Genomic DNA, 13,807 nt, shown 5'->3' with positions numbered 1-13,807 from the left:
AATCCGCGAATCCAGTGGGAGTAGGAAACGGCGGCAGTAGCGTAGAGGTACCAGCCTAAGCTCGACCTCTTCCCACACCATGATCAGACAACGATGCCACCGTCTTCAGCGCGCCATCGAGCATGTCGCCTTTCTCGTCTTTCAGCGCAGCTTCGCGCAACCGCCTGATCCAGTCGGCAGCGTCATCGCGGCCCTTGACCAGATCGAGCGCCGACAGCACGCGATCGAATTTGGACTGGGCGCGGAGGTGGGTGTCGCTGTAGCCCTTGATCAGCCGGCGGCAGTTCAGGATTTCGACGGCGAGCGCGTAATCCTGGGGCACATATCCAAGTGCCAATGCATACCACCGCTCCAGATGCGCCGTCTCCACCTTGTGGCGCAACAGGCGGCGGCGCCAGCGGCGCAGGCCGCCAATGAACCAGAGGACCGCAAAGCCGGCAAAGCTGTCGGTGCGGATGCGCCGGCCGTGATTGATGCGCCGGTCGAGAAAGCCGGCAAGTTTCGGTCGGTTCTCGATGTAGCTGCCCAACCCCGCCGGCAAGGTGCCGCAGAACTCCTCGATGCGCGGATGGAAATATTCGGTCACCTGCAGGATGGAGCCGTCCTTGACGCCCACCTCCTTGCGCACCCGCCGGTCACGCGTCGAACGTGTCTTGAGATCGGCGACGCGGATCATGTCGTCGTAGCACAGCGCGTTGGCCAGATGCTTGGCGGCAGCGATGGACAATGCATGGGCATGTTCAGCGCTATCCAGCGCGACCGCCTGGTCGAGCCGGTCGAGATACTCGCCGCCATAGGAGATGTCCTGGTAGTCGACGACCTTTCTCAGGCCCCGGAGCGCCATGTAGCGCACCGCCGCGGGCATCAGGTCGATGCGGGCGGCCAGCGCCTGCCAACCCTGCAGCAGGTTCTGCGGACCGCTCACGCGCCCTGCACCCGGAGCTGGTTCGACCGTGGCCGGTTCTGCCGGCTCTGGCGCGGGGACCGTCGTACCGCGCGCGCGGTCGTAGGCAACGGCGAAGGCAGCGAGGCTGGCTTTCGCGCCCCGGCCGCCGGCGCCGATCGCTTGCTCATAGCTTTCACGCTTGAACGGCAATGCGTCGGAGCCGGCCAGCGCGCCAAGCAGACTGGCCGAGATCATCGAGCCATTGTCGGCGGCGATCTTTTCCATGTCGAAAGCGACGAAGCGTTTCGATGCAGCTTCCGCCGTCGCGCGTACCTTGGAAGACGAGGCCCGGCCGTCACCCGGCTCGATCTTTTCCGACACCGCGGCAATGCGATGCGAAGAAGCAATGAGCGTGGTTCGATCGGGCGTGACGAAGCCCCTGATGATGGCGCGGCCGGCTTCCATCAGCTCGGCGGCGATCAGTATGTCGACGTCGCCCTGCGAAGGCGACAGGGCAAAGACCGGCAGCCGGCCGGTGTCGCGGGCCATCTCGACGTAATAGATCGTAGCGCCGGTGCGCTGGGCGACGCCGGCGACGGAGGTCGATTGCGCGACGTAACCATTGCGCTCGGCGACATCGGTGATCCAGTCGGCGAGCACACCGCCGCCCTGGCCACCGACCGCGAGCAAAGCGAGTTTGATCACCGGCTCGGTATCGGCGGCACCGGATTTCGGGCGCAAGGGCGAAGCCTGGTCAAGCATCGGCGAACGTCAACCTACGGCTCTCGCGGCGGCGCTGCATCAGGCCGATCACGGCGCGGCGAGCGCTTTCCAGGAAGCGGTCCCAGCGGCCCGGATTGTGCACGACATCGGCGCGGTAGAAGGATGGGCACAGCACGGCGGCGTCCGCCACCTCACCGCAATTGCCGCAGCCGACGCAGCTCTGGTCGATCGATGCCACCGGATCGTCACGCAAGGGATCGTCGAGCGATTTCACCGACAGCGACGGGCAGCCGGACAGCCGCATGCAGGCGTGGTCGCCAGTGCAGATGTCCTCGTCGACGCCGAATTTCGGCTTGACGACACGGGTCCCTCCCTTGATCGCCTTGTCGACCAGCGGCTTTTCGCGACGCTGGCGGTTGAGCATGCATTCGGAAGAGGCGACGATGACCTTTGGTCCCTTTTCCTCCGTCGTCAGCGCCTCGCGCAGCGTGTCCTGCATCTTGCCGACATCGTAGGTGCGGTCGATGTGGCGCAGCCATTTGACGCCCATGCCCTTCACCGCTTCGGTGATCGGATGCTTGGTCGACTTGGTCTTGTTGCCCGCACGCGACGACAGGATGTCCTGCCCACCGGTGGCGGCGGAGTAAAAATTGTCGACGATGACGATGACGCCGTCGTTCTTGTTGAAGACCGCGTTGCCGATCGAGGAGGTCAGGCCGTTGTGCCAGAAGCCGCCATCGCCGACGAAGGAGATCGACCTCCGTTTGGCGTCGGGCGAATTGAAGGCTGAAGCCGAGGCCGGCCCGAGCCCGTAACCCATGGTGGTGGCGCCAAGCTCGAAGGGCGGCATGATCGAGAACAAATGGCAGCCGATGTCGGAGGCGATGTGGTGCTTGCCGAGTTCCTGCTCGACCAGCTTTGTCGCGGCAAAGATCGGCCGCTCCGGGCAACCGATGCAGAAGCCCGGCGGACGGCCCGGCACGACATTGATCAGGTCGGCGGTGTCGACGCCGTCGCCGACCTTGTTGGGCGCGCGCACCTCGCCCGGCAAGAGATGCGAGGCCTCGGCGCGCAGGAAGGCGCCGATGCCGTCGAGCATGACCTGGCCGGTGTATTCGCCGGCCATCGGCAGATACTCCTTGCCGACCAGTCTGGTACCGCGCCCGGCCTTGTGCAGCATGGCGGCAAAGGCTTGCTCGATGTAGTTGGGCTGGCCCTCCTCGACCACGAGCACCGCCTGCTTGCCTTCGCAGAAGGTGAGGAACTCGTCGTCGATCAGGGGATAGACGGCATTGAGCACATAGAGCGGCACATCCGTCTCGCCGTAGGTGTCGGCGAGGCCGAGACGCTGCAGCGCGCGGATGACCGAATTGTACATGCCGCCCTGCATGACGATGCCGACCGAGCCGTGGTCCGAGCCGAAGAATTCGTTGATCTTGTTCTTGGCGATGAACTCCACCGCCGCCGGCCAGCGCTTCTGCACCTTCTCCTTCTCGTGCAGGAAGGAGGCGGGCGGCAACACGATGCGGCCGGTGTCGCGGCGCGGCGCGTCGAGCGCATCGGCCACCGTCATCGGCGGGCGCTTGTTGTCCTTGGCGATGAAATGGCCATGCACATGGCAGCAGCGGATGCGCACCTGCAGCATCACCGGCGTGTTGGATGCCTCGGACAGCTCGAAACCATCCTCCACCGCCTTGACGATCGACGGCAAATTGGGGCGCGGGTCGAGTAGCCAGACCTGGCTCTTCATGGCGAAGGCATGGCTGCGCTCCTGCATGATCGAGGAGCCTTCGCCATAGTCTTCGCCGACGATGATCAGCGCGCCGCCGGTGACGCCGCCGGAGGCGAGGTTGGCCAGTGCGTCGGACGCGACGTTGGTGCCGACGGTCGACTTGAAGGTCGCCGCACCGCGAATGGGGTAATGCACCGAGGCCGCCAGCATGGCGGTGGCGGTGGCTTCCGAGGCGCTCGCCTCGAAATGCACGCCGAGCTCGCCCAGAATGTCCTGCGCGTCGGCCAGCACGTCCATCAGATGACTGATCGGCGCGCCCTGGTAGCCGCCGACATAGCCGACGCCGCATTGCAGCAGCGCCTTGGTGATGGCGAGGATGCCCTCGCCGGCAAACTCCTCGCCGGCGCCGAGCCGGAGCTTTTCGACTTCCTTGGCAAAAGACCGTTCGGCCATTTTTCCAACCTTCCGTTGCCGCCGAAACTTGGCAGCGCGTACGTCTAGATTTCGTGCTTGCGAATGTTCTTGAGCATCTTCAAGAGCGTCGCGATCAGTGCTGCATATTCGGCATCGTCAATATCGTCGAACATTGCCTCGAAGGCGTCATGCATAGCCGGCCAGGCGCGGGTGAACTCTGCGCGGCCCTCATCGGTGAGGAAGACATGGCGGATGCGGCTGTCGGTGACGCCTTGCTCGCGTCGCACAAAGCCTTGTCCCTCCAGCGTGTCGAGCGTGCGGCTCAAGGTCGACTGCTCTATGACGGTGTAGACCGAGAGGTCGTTGACGGTGACGCCGTCGGTGACCGACAGCACGGCCAGCGTGCGGACCTGCGGAATAGTCAGGCCCTGCTTGCGGAAATCGTCGCGCAAGGTGGCGTTGTAGCGGCCCATGATGCGGTTCATCAGATAGGGCGCGAATTGCTGCAGGCCGATCTGGCCGAGGGTCGAAATGCGCTGGCGCCCTTCCGCCACCTTCTGCTCCATCACAGCCTCCCCGCCAGGAGAAAGCCGGAACCGCCGCCGAGGCCTGCGCCCGGATGGGTGGAAGCGCCGATGTGATAGAGGTTTTTGATCCCGGTCTGATGGTTGCGGCTGGTCTTGAACGGCCGCCACAGGAACGACTGGTCGATAGTCGACGAGCCGCCATAGGGGTCGCCGCCAACCAGGTTGATGTTCATCGCTTCGAGATCGGCCGGCGAATAGGCGCGGCGCGCAATCACGCTGCCCTTGAAGCCATCGATGTGGCTGGCGAGAATGGTTTCGACGCGGTCGGCGTAGGCTTCACGCAGCGCCTCGGTCCATTGTCCGTCAGCCGGCGTCTGCAGCTTGCCGGCGGCATCACCCTTGATGTGCCGGGGCGCCTCGGGCAGTTGCAGCCACAGGATCGCCTTGCCTTCCGGGCAGCGCGATGGATCGAGCGCATGCGGCTGGCCGACGCAGATGGTCGGCACTTCCGGCAGCATCCCGCGCGCCGCCTCGTTGCAGGCTTTCGAGACGCCATCGAGCCCCGGCGTCAGGTGCAGCAGCGCCACCTTGTCGAGGCCTTCGCCGCGCCATGCCGGCGGCTTGGCCAGCGCATAGTGGATCTGGAAATTGCCTTTGCCGTAGCGATATTTCTGTGTCGCCTCGACCTCGGCTTTGGGAGCATCCGTGCCGACCAGCCGGCCGTAAAGCTGCGTCGGCGTGACCGAGCAGATGACGCTCTTGTTTGCTGTAATCGTTTCGCCGGATGCCAGCCGCACGCCGGTCGCGCGGCCACCGCTCTGGACGATCGAGGCGACATCGGCGCCGGTGCGGATTTCGCCGCCGCGTTCCCGTATCAGGGCTTCGAAGGCAGTGAGCAGGGTCTTCGCCCCACCCTTGACGATCGGCGCCCCGGCCGCTTCCAGCGCGAAGGCAATGACCTTGGCGATCTGCCCTGAGAAGGCGTCTTCCGGTCCGAGCCCGGCGTGCAGCACCCAGGGCGCCCACAGCGCGCGGATTGTCTCGGACCGATAGGTGCTTTCCAGCCAGCTGCGCGCCGGCACCAGTGCCTCACCCAGAAAAGCGGCAAGGCCACGCGGGCTGCGCCGCCAGGCATCGCCGGCCAGCAGTTTCGCCGTCGGATAGGACCACAGGCTGCCGCCGAGCAGGCCGAACAGCAGGCCGGCATTGCGCTCGATGCTGCCGACATCGTCGGCGTGCCGGTCGCCATCGCCGGGGGCGATCGCATTGATTGCAGCGACGTTGGCGGCGCGGTCGGTGGTGAGCACGGCATGGCTGCCGTCCGGCCGCAGCACGCCGGTTGGCGTGCCGGTGTGACAGAACTCCAGCCCGTGCCGCGCGAGGTCGCTGCCCAATGCCGCAAAGGCCGGCGAGGTGATGAACAGCACGAAGGTGGTCGCCATCACGTCATGGATGAAGCCGGGCGCGGTGATCTCCTCGGTACGCATGCAGCCGCCGATGCGGTCGTTGCGCTCGAGGACGAGCACCTTCGCGCCCTTGCCGCCGAGCATCGCCGCGCAGACCAGCGCGTTGATGCCGCTGCCGACGATGATGTGATCCGGCTGGCTCACCTCAGCGTGCTTTCTCAGCCTTTCGACACCAGCGCCAGCGCGCGGATAGGGCTGCCGGTGCCATGTTCGATCTTGAGCGGTGCGGCGATCAGGATGGCGCCCTTCGGAGGCAACTGGTCGAGATTGCAGAGGCTGGCGAGGCCATAGCGGTTGGCCTTGTGCATCAGCGTGTGGGCCGGAAATGGCGGCTCCATGCCGCCGGCCTTGCCGGCATCGGTGCCGATCGTCTCTGAGCCCCAGCCCTTGATATCCTTGCTGATCAGGAACTGGATGGCTTCGGCTGTCGGACCTGGCGTATGTGGGCCGGTTTCGTTGGCGTTGAGGAATTCGGCTTCCGAGCCATTGCGCTTATACCAGTCGGTGCGCATCACCACCCACTCCCCGGCATTGATGGCGCCATGCTTGGCTTCCCACGCCTTGATGTGGTCGACGGTGAGCAGGAAATCGTGATCGGCGGCGGCTTCCTTCGAGCAGTCGATGACATTGACCGGGCCGACGAAGTTCTGCGCCGGAATGGTGTCGGTGGCGCCGTCCGGATAATCCTTGCCGCTGATCCAATGCTGCGGCGCATCGAAATGCGTGCCCGAATGCTCCCCAAGCTTCAGCCAGTTCCATGCCCACCACGGGCCGTTCTTGTCATAACGGGAGATGTTATGGATCTCGACCTTTGGCGTGTCGACGGCAAGCTCCGGCGGCAGCTTGATAAGAGGCGTGTCGGGTCCGAGTTGCGCAGAGAGGTCGACCACCCTGATGGCGCCTGAAAGCAGCTGGCCGGCGACTTCGCCGAGGAGTTTTTGCGTGTCCATGGTCTGAAGTTCCCTCTTGTCGGTGATGATCAAGGCTCGTCTCGGCCCTTAATATCCTACTAGACGAAAACATATGCATCTGCAATTATCTTTAAGCATAAAGGAAATGGGAACGGGGCGTGAGCGAGTTCGACGCCATCTTTGTCGGGGCGGGCCACAACAGTCTGGCATGCGCTGCGCATCTGGCACTCAAGGGCTGGAAAACCGGGATTTTCGAGCGCAGTGCAGCAATCGGCGGCGCCGTCCAGACACACGAATATACGCTTCCCGGCTTCCGCCACGATTTCGGTGCGATGAATCTGAGCCTGTTCGCCGGCTCCGCCTTCCACCGGAAATATGCAAATGAATTGAAAACCCACGGGCTGGAGTTCGCGCCGGTCGCCGATTGTTTCGCCAGCGCCTTCCCAGACGGACGCTGGTTCGGCGTCAGCAACGACCTGGAAAAGACCGCCACGCGCATGGCCGCGTTCTCCGCTGCCGATGCCGAGACGTGGCGCAAGCTCGTTGCCGCATTCCCTGATGAGGCCGAGCATCTGTTCCGGCTGCTGGGCTCGCCGATGAGTGCGCGTGCGCTTGCCGGCACCGCCTGGAACCTGTGGCGCAAGAAAGGCATGTCCGGCGCGCTCGATACGGGACGGCTGCTGTTGTCATCGCCTCGCGCCTGGCTGGAGGAAAATTTCGAGTCCGCGCATGTGCGGGCAACGCTTGCCACCTGGGGCATGCATCTCGACTTCGCCCCCGACATCGCCGGCGGCGCCGTATTCCCCTATCTTGAATCGATGGCCAATCAGAGCTTCGGCATGGTGCTGGGCAAGGGTGGCGCCGACACCATCATCCGCGCGTTGTCGGGCATGGTGGCGTCGGCCGGCGGCACGATCGTCACCGGGGCGGAAGTTGCCGAGATCACCGTTGCCGGCGGCAAGGCATCGGGCGTGCGACTCGCTTCAGGTGAGACACATACGGCCACCAAGGCAGTGATTGCCGGCGTCGCGCCCAAGGCGTTGAGCGGCAGGTTGCTACCCAACGGTTTCGGCGACGCCGGCTTCGACACGGCGATGCAGAAATTCCGGCACGCGCCGGGCACGATGATGATCCATCTGGCGCTCGACGACCTGCCCGATTGGCGCGCCGGCGCGGAGCTTCGGCAGTTCGCTTATGTGCATCTGTCGCCGTCGCTCGACGCGATGTCGCGCACCTATCAGCAGGCGATGGCGGGCATGCTGCCGGACGAACCGGTGCTGGTCGTCGGCCAGCCGACCGCGATCGATCCGTCGCGCGCGCCTCAGGGCAAACATGTGCTGTGGGTGCAAGTGCGCATGCTGCCTGCCGAAATCCTGGGCGATGCGGCAGGCAGGATCGCTCACGCGCATTGGGATCAGGTCAAGGATGCCTACGCCGAGCGCGTGCTCGACATCATCGAGATATACGCACCCGGACTGCGCCCGAAAATCCTCGGCCGTGCAGTGTTCTCGCCAATCGACCTCGAGCGTGAGAACCCCAATCTCGTCGGTGGCGACCAGGTCTGCGGCAGCCATCATCTGGCGCAGAACTTCTTGTTTCGCCCGGCGCGCGGCTATGCCGGCTGGAACACGCCGGTCGCCAATCTGCACCTCACGGGCGCCGCGACATGGCCGGGCGCCGGCACCGGCGCGGCCTCGGGCTACATGCTCGCGCAACAGCTTGGCGGGAGGTAGCTCGGAAGATTTCAGGAGGGCGACGAGAGGCAAGGCGCTGCTGCCCCACGAAGCCTGAAGCTATGAACTGGTAGTGCCGCGCAAAGACAACAAACAACAAGGGGAACGACCATGACAATCAACAGACGCGAATTGCTGGGATACAGTGCCGCGGCACTTGGTGCGGCCGCAATCGGCCTGCCGCAGATCGCCAAGGCAGCGGGCGAACTGACCATCGCCTATAACGTCAACCTGCCGTCCTGGGATCCGACCACCGGACCCTCGGCCGTCAACCCGACGATCCAGGGCCTCTACCAGTCAGTGTTCGACCAGTTCATTCCGCAAAAGCCGGACCTGTCCTTTGCGCCTGGCCTGCTCACCGAATGGGGCTGGAACGAGGATCGCACCAAGGTGACGATGACGGTGCGCGAAGGCGTGACCTGGCATGACGGCTCGCCCTTCACGCCCGAGGACGTGGTCTGGTCGCTGCAGCGGGCGGGCGACGAAAAGACCGGCAATCCGATCCAGTTCGTCTGGAAGAACGTCAACAATTTCAAGATCGACGGCAACAAGATCACCGGCGACGTCGTGCAGTTCGATCCGGTCTACTTCAAATGGATGTCGTTCCTGACCGGCTACATCCTGCCGAAGGCCTATTACGAGAAGGTCGGCGCCGAAGGGTTCGAGAAGGCGCCGATCGGCACCGGCCCGTACATGGTGGAAAAATTCGAGCGAAATGCTTTCCTCCGACTGAAGGCCAACCCGCACTATTGGGGCGACAAGCCGGCCTTCGAGAATGTGACGATCAAGTTCGTCACCGACGCGGCGAGCCGCGTTGCCGAAATCGAATCCGGTTCCTCGCAGGTGACGCTGGAGGTCCCCTACGAAGAGTATGACCGGCTGATCGCCAAGGACGGGCTTGCCGGCTCGTGCAAGCCCGTTTCCGACATCGGCATGATCTTCTTCAATGACATCGAAGCGATGCTGGACAAGAACGTCCGCCAGGCCGCCGTCATGGCTGTGGACAAGGAGCTTCTGGTCAAACGGCTGCTGCGCGGCTATGGCCAGCCGATCGCCACGCTGGAGACCCCGGAGTACACGGCCTTCGACGCCTCGATCAAGGTCGAGCACAATCCTGAAAAGGCCAAGGAGCTGCTCGCGGCCTCCGGCTATTCGCCGGAAAAACCGGTCAAGTTCACAATCCAGACGACCAAGGGCTTCAAGCCCAAGGATTATGAGATGATCCAGGCGATCGTCGGCATGTGGCGCAAGGTCGGCATCGAGGCGACGATCGAGGTCTACGAGATCGCCAAGCACTATGAACTGCGCGCCGCCGACAAACTAGCGCCGGCCGCCTTCTACAATTGGGGCAATGCCATCGGCGATCCGACAACGTCGACTGGTTTTGCCATGTATGGGCCGAGCCCGCACTCGGTGTGGGACAGCCAGGACCTGATCGACATGATCAATCCGCTCTGGGGCGAGAAGGACGAGGCCAAGCGCATCGCCGGCTGGAAGGCTGTCGACAAGTATATCGCCGAGCAGGCCTATGTGCTGCCGCTGATTCAGTATGCGCAACCTATCGTGCATGCCAAGGGCGTCAACGTGGTGCAGCATGTGTCCGGCGCGCTGCTGCCGGCGCTGATGACCCCGGCCTGATATCGGCTTGTGGGCGCCACCCTTCGCTGAGCGGCCCATCCGGCCCTTCGGGCCACCTTCTCCCCGCTGGGGAGAAGAGACCAGCTCAGCTGTCCGTGACCTCTTCTCCCCTCGGGGAGAAGGTGGCCGCGAAGCGGACGAATGAGGGGGCTCTTCGTTAGAAACGCACTGGGCCAACACCAGAATGCTCCTGCAACGATTCCTGATCCGTCTGCTGACGATGCTGATCACGCTGTTCGGCGTGGCTGTCGTCGTCTTCGTCGTGATCCGCGTCGCGCCTGGTGACCCGATCGCCATGATGCTGCCCCCCGGTGCGACAGATGCCGACATCGACCGGCTGCGTGCACTCTACGGGCTCGACAAGACCATCGTGCAGCAATTCTTCATCTGGCTGTCCGGCGTCGTCAGGGGCGATTTCGGCACCTCGATTTCGCTCAGGCAAGATGTGCTCAGCCTTGTCTTCAATCGTTTGCCGGCAACGCTGGAACTTGCCATCATCGCGCTCGTCATGGCGGTTGGGCTCGGCGGCACGACGGCGATCCTCGGAGCCCGCGAGCGCGGCACGGCGGTCGAAGCCGGCATCGATATCGCCAGCGGCGCCGCCCTTTCCATTCCCGATTTCCTGTGGGGCCTCGTGCTGATCCTTTTGTTTGGCGTGCTGGTGCCGATCTTCGATATCTCCGGCCGCGTGTCGCCGCAGCTCGATCTGCCCTTCGTCACCCAGTTCTATTTCTTCGAGAGCTTGCTTCGGCTGCGCTTCGACCTGACCTGGGATCTGCTGAAACACATGCTGATGCCGGCAGTAGCCTTGGCATTGCCGCTGGCGGCAATCATCGCGCAGTTGCTGAAACAGTCGCTGAAGGAAGTGCTTGACCTCGACTATGTCGTGCTGGCCCGGGTGAAGGGGTTTTCGGAAACGCAGGTTATCCTGCGCGAGGCGCTGAAGAACGCTGCCTTGCCGACACTGACTCTCGTGGGCGTCCAGTTCACCTTCCTTGTCGGCGGCACGGTCATCGTCGAGCGGCTGTTTTCCTACGAAGGGCTCGGCAACATGGCGATCGATGCCGTCATCAACCGCGACCTGCCGCTGATCCAAGGCATCGTGCTGGTGTTCGCGCTGCTGTTCGTGCTGATCAATCTTGGCGTCGACATGATGTACGCGCTGCTCAATCCGAGGCTGCGCCATGGATGAGGCACGCATCGCCCGGCGCGGACTAGGCCCGAGGCTGTGGCTGGCCGGCGGCTGGCTGCTGCTGGCGCTGCTGGCCGCGATCTTCGCGCCGCTGGTCGCACCGCAGGACCCGCTGGCGCAAGACCTGATGCTGGAACGGCTGCCGCCATTCTGGATGAGTGGTGCGGAATCCGGCTATTGGCTGGGCACCGACAGCCTCGGCCGCGATCTCCTCTCCCGGCTGATCTTCGGCGGCCGTATCGCCTTCATCGTCGCTTTCGCGGCGGCGATCGCCGCCTGCCTTGTCGGCTCGACGCTCGGACTGGTCGCCGGCTATTTCGGCGGCTGGGCCGACCGCATCATTTCACGCATCGTCGACGTCTGGATGGCATTCCCGCCGGTGCTGTTCGCCATCCTGCTGGTCGCGGTGCTCGGCACCGGCCTCAGTTCCGTCATCCTCGCCATCGTCATAATCGACTGGACGCGCTTTTGCCGGGTGATCCGCGCCGAAGCGATGGGCCAGTCGCGCATGGACTATGTCGAGAACGCCCGCATCGCCGGCTATGGCCGCATCGGCATCATGCTGCGCGAGGTGCTGCCCAATGTGGTGCCGTCGATCGTGGCACTGCTGTCGCTGGAGATGGGCATCGCCGTCATCGTGGAGGCCATCCTGTCCTTCGTCAATCTGTCGATCTCGACCGACGATCCGACCTGGGGCGGCATCATCGCCGAGGGCCGGCTGTCGATCCATCAGGCCTGGTGGGTGCTGGTGTTTCCGCTCGTAACGCTGATCCTCACCGTGCTGTCGTTCAGCCAGTTCGGTGAGGCGCTGAAGACACGCTTCGATCCGGTGCTGCGATGAGCGCTTGCCTGGATATTGCCAATCTGAGCGCCGTGCTGCCGAACGGCCAGCGAGTGCTGCGCTCCGTGTCGCTTTCCGTGCAGCGGGGTGAGGTGCGTGCTCTTGTCGGCGAGAGCGGCGCCGGCAAGACGATGATCGGCAAGGCGGTGCTCGGTGTGCTGCCGTCAAGCGTGCGCATCGTCGAAGGCGCCATGCAGCTCGAAGGCCAAGACCTCGGCAGGCTGCAGCCCAAGGCAAGGCGTACGCTGATCGGCGCCCGCACGGCGCTGATCCCGCAGGATCCGTTGACTGCGCTCAACCCGTCGCGCCGCATCGGTCCGCAGATGACTGACCGGCTGGTGCGCATTCTCGGCTGGAGCGGTGACAAGGCGGACAAGCGTATCCGGCAATTGTTGGATGAAGTGCAGATCCGCGATCCCGACCGGGTGCTGAAATGCTATCCGCACGAGCTGTCCGGCGGCATGCGCCAGCGCGTGCTGATCGCCGCCGCCTTCGCCGCCGAGCCACGGCTGATCGTGGCCGACGAGCCGACAACCGCGCTCGACGTTACCGTGCAAAAGCAGATCCTGCGCCTGATCGCCGAGCTGCAGCGCGAGCATGGCACCGCGATCCTGTTCGTCACCCACGATCTCGGCGTCGTTGCAAAGATCAGCCAGAAGGTGTCGGTGCTTTATGCCGGCAAAGTGGTGGAGGAAGCCGAGACGGCTGCTCTCTTCGACGCCCCGCAGCACCCATACACGCGGGCACTGATGGCCGCGACGCCGCGTTACACAGATCCTTTCGCCTCGCTGATGCCGGTGGACGAGACCGTGCTGGCCGGGCTTGCCGCTGAGATCGATGCGGCAGACCAGGCGTGGAGGCGGCCGCATGGTTGAGCCGCTGTTTTCCGTGCGCGGGCTGAAGGTGGCGCTGCCCGACATGACCCGCAAGCCGCTGATCGGCCGCGCGCCGCTGGCCGAGATTTTGAAAGGCCTGGATTTCGATTTGCCGAGAGGTTCGGTGACCGGCATCGTCGGTGAATCCGGGTCCGGAAAATCGACGCTCGGCCGCACGCTTGTCAGACTTCTGGAGCCGAGCGTCGGCAGCATCCATTTCGAGGGCCGCGATATCGCCCATCTGCCGGATGCAGAGCTGCGACCTCTGCGCCGCGACCTGCAGATGATCTTCCAGGACCCGATGTCGTCGCTCAACCCGCGTCGCACCATCGCCGGCATCATTGCCGCGCCGCTCAAGCAGAATGGGCTTGGCGACAGGCTTAAGGAACGCGTCGCCGAGGCATTGCATCGCGTCGGCCTGCCGCAAGGCTTCTCCAGCCGCTATCGTCATGAACTGTCGGGCGGCCAACGCCAGCGCGTCGGCATTGCACGCGCGCTGGCGCTGTCGCCCAAATTCGTGCTCGCCGACGAGATCGTCTCCGGCCTCGACGTATCGACGCAGGCGCAGATCCTCACCCTTTTGGAGAGACTGGCCGCGGAGATGGGGCTGACGGTCGCCTTCATCAGCCACGACCTGTCGGTCATCCGGCGGCTGTGCCAGCAAGTGATCGTGATGCGCCAGGGCATGATCGTCGAGGCGAGCGCCACCGATGCGCTGTTCGACAATCCCAGGGAGACCTACACGCGCGACCTGCTTGCCGCCATCCCACTGCCTGAGATCGACGCGGACTGGTTGCGGCCAGCAACGAAAGCGCCGGCATAGGACTGTTCACCCACCACGCCGAACAGCGGGCTTCGGACGTGCATGA

The 13,807-nt window shown here is 64.3% G+C and carries 11 protein-coding genes; 6 read left to right on the top strand and 5 right to left on the bottom strand.

Annotation, left to right across the window (positions count from 1 at the left end; translation table 11 throughout):
- Positions 1–55: 55 nt before the first annotated feature.
- The 5 genes from NKJ57_RS17870 to NKJ57_RS17850 are packed head-to-tail and all read right to left on the bottom strand — an operon-like array spanning position 56 to position 6,698.
- Positions 56–1,648: an indolepyruvate oxidoreductase subunit beta family protein gene (locus NKJ57_RS17870; RefSeq protein ID WP_352511438.1), complete on the bottom strand. Its 1,593-nt coding sequence runs from the start codon at positions 1,646–1,648 to the stop codon at positions 56–58.
- Positions 1,641–3,794, bottom strand: coding sequence for a thiamine pyrophosphate-dependent enzyme (locus tag NKJ57_RS17865; protein ID WP_352511439.1), 2,154 nt, complete (start codon positions 3,792–3,794; stop codon positions 1,641–1,643). Before NKJ57_RS17865 ends, NKJ57_RS17870 begins: the two co-directional genes overlap by 8 nt.
- Positions 3,795–3,838: 44 nt before the next feature.
- Positions 3,839–4,321 carry a MarR family winged helix-turn-helix transcriptional regulator gene (locus NKJ57_RS17860; protein ID WP_352511440.1) on the bottom strand — a complete coding sequence of 161 codons (483 nt, stop codon included), beginning with the start codon at positions 4,319–4,321 and terminating at the stop codon, positions 3,839–3,841.
- Entirely contained in the window at positions 4,321–5,892 is a 1,572-nt protein-coding gene (locus NKJ57_RS17855; protein ID WP_352511442.1) for a phytoene desaturase family protein, read from the bottom strand. The genes NKJ57_RS17860 and NKJ57_RS17855 overlap by 1 nt, the downstream gene beginning before the upstream one ends.
- Before the next feature lie 14 nt (positions 5,893–5,906).
- Positions 5,907–6,698, bottom strand: a complete 792-nt coding sequence (locus NKJ57_RS17850) for a cyclase family protein (RefSeq protein ID WP_023686911.1) — start codon at positions 6,696–6,698, stop codon at positions 5,907–5,909.
- Between the two features lie 119 nt (positions 6,699–6,817).
- On the opposite strand from NKJ57_RS17850, the gene NKJ57_RS17845 reads away from it, so the two are divergent.
- The 6 genes from NKJ57_RS17845 (at position 6,818) to NKJ57_RS17820 (ending at position 13,761) form a co-directional block, all read left to right on the top strand.
- Positions 6,818–8,392, top strand: coding sequence for a phytoene desaturase family protein (locus NKJ57_RS17845; RefSeq protein ID WP_352511443.1), 1,575 nt, complete (start codon positions 6,818–6,820; stop codon positions 8,390–8,392).
- A gap of 111 nt (positions 8,393–8,503) precedes the next feature.
- Positions 8,504–10,030: an ABC transporter substrate-binding protein gene (locus NKJ57_RS17840; RefSeq protein WP_023667795.1), complete on the top strand. Its 1,527-nt coding sequence runs from the start codon at positions 8,504–8,506 to the stop codon at positions 10,028–10,030.
- Positions 10,031–10,214: 184 nt separating this feature from the next.
- Complete coding sequence (locus NKJ57_RS17835) at positions 10,215–11,222, top strand: ABC transporter permease (RefSeq protein WP_023740549.1); 1,008 nt, start codon at positions 10,215–10,217, stop codon at positions 11,220–11,222.
- Complete coding sequence (locus NKJ57_RS17830; protein ID WP_023714925.1) at positions 11,215–12,063, top strand: ABC transporter permease; 849 nt, start codon at positions 11,215–11,217, stop codon at positions 12,061–12,063. The genes NKJ57_RS17835 and NKJ57_RS17830 overlap by 8 nt, the downstream gene beginning before the upstream one ends.
- Positions 12,060–12,938 (top strand): ABC transporter ATP-binding protein, encoded by an 879-nt coding sequence (locus NKJ57_RS17825; protein WP_023740551.1) that lies wholly within the window; start codon positions 12,060–12,062, stop codon positions 12,936–12,938. Before NKJ57_RS17830 ends, NKJ57_RS17825 begins: the two co-directional genes overlap by 4 nt.
- Positions 12,931–13,761, top strand: coding sequence for an ATP-binding cassette domain-containing protein (locus NKJ57_RS17820; RefSeq protein ID WP_023740552.1), 831 nt, complete (start codon positions 12,931–12,933; stop codon positions 13,759–13,761). The genes NKJ57_RS17825 and NKJ57_RS17820 overlap by 8 nt, the downstream gene beginning before the upstream one ends.
- Positions 13,762–13,807 lie beyond the last annotated feature (46 nt).

The sequence above is a fragment of the Mesorhizobium sp. M0077 genome (assembly GCF_040322955.1).
Lineage (GTDB): Bacteria > Pseudomonadota > Alphaproteobacteria > Rhizobiales > Rhizobiaceae > Mesorhizobium.
This window is presented reverse-complemented; position numbering and strand designations above follow the sequence as displayed.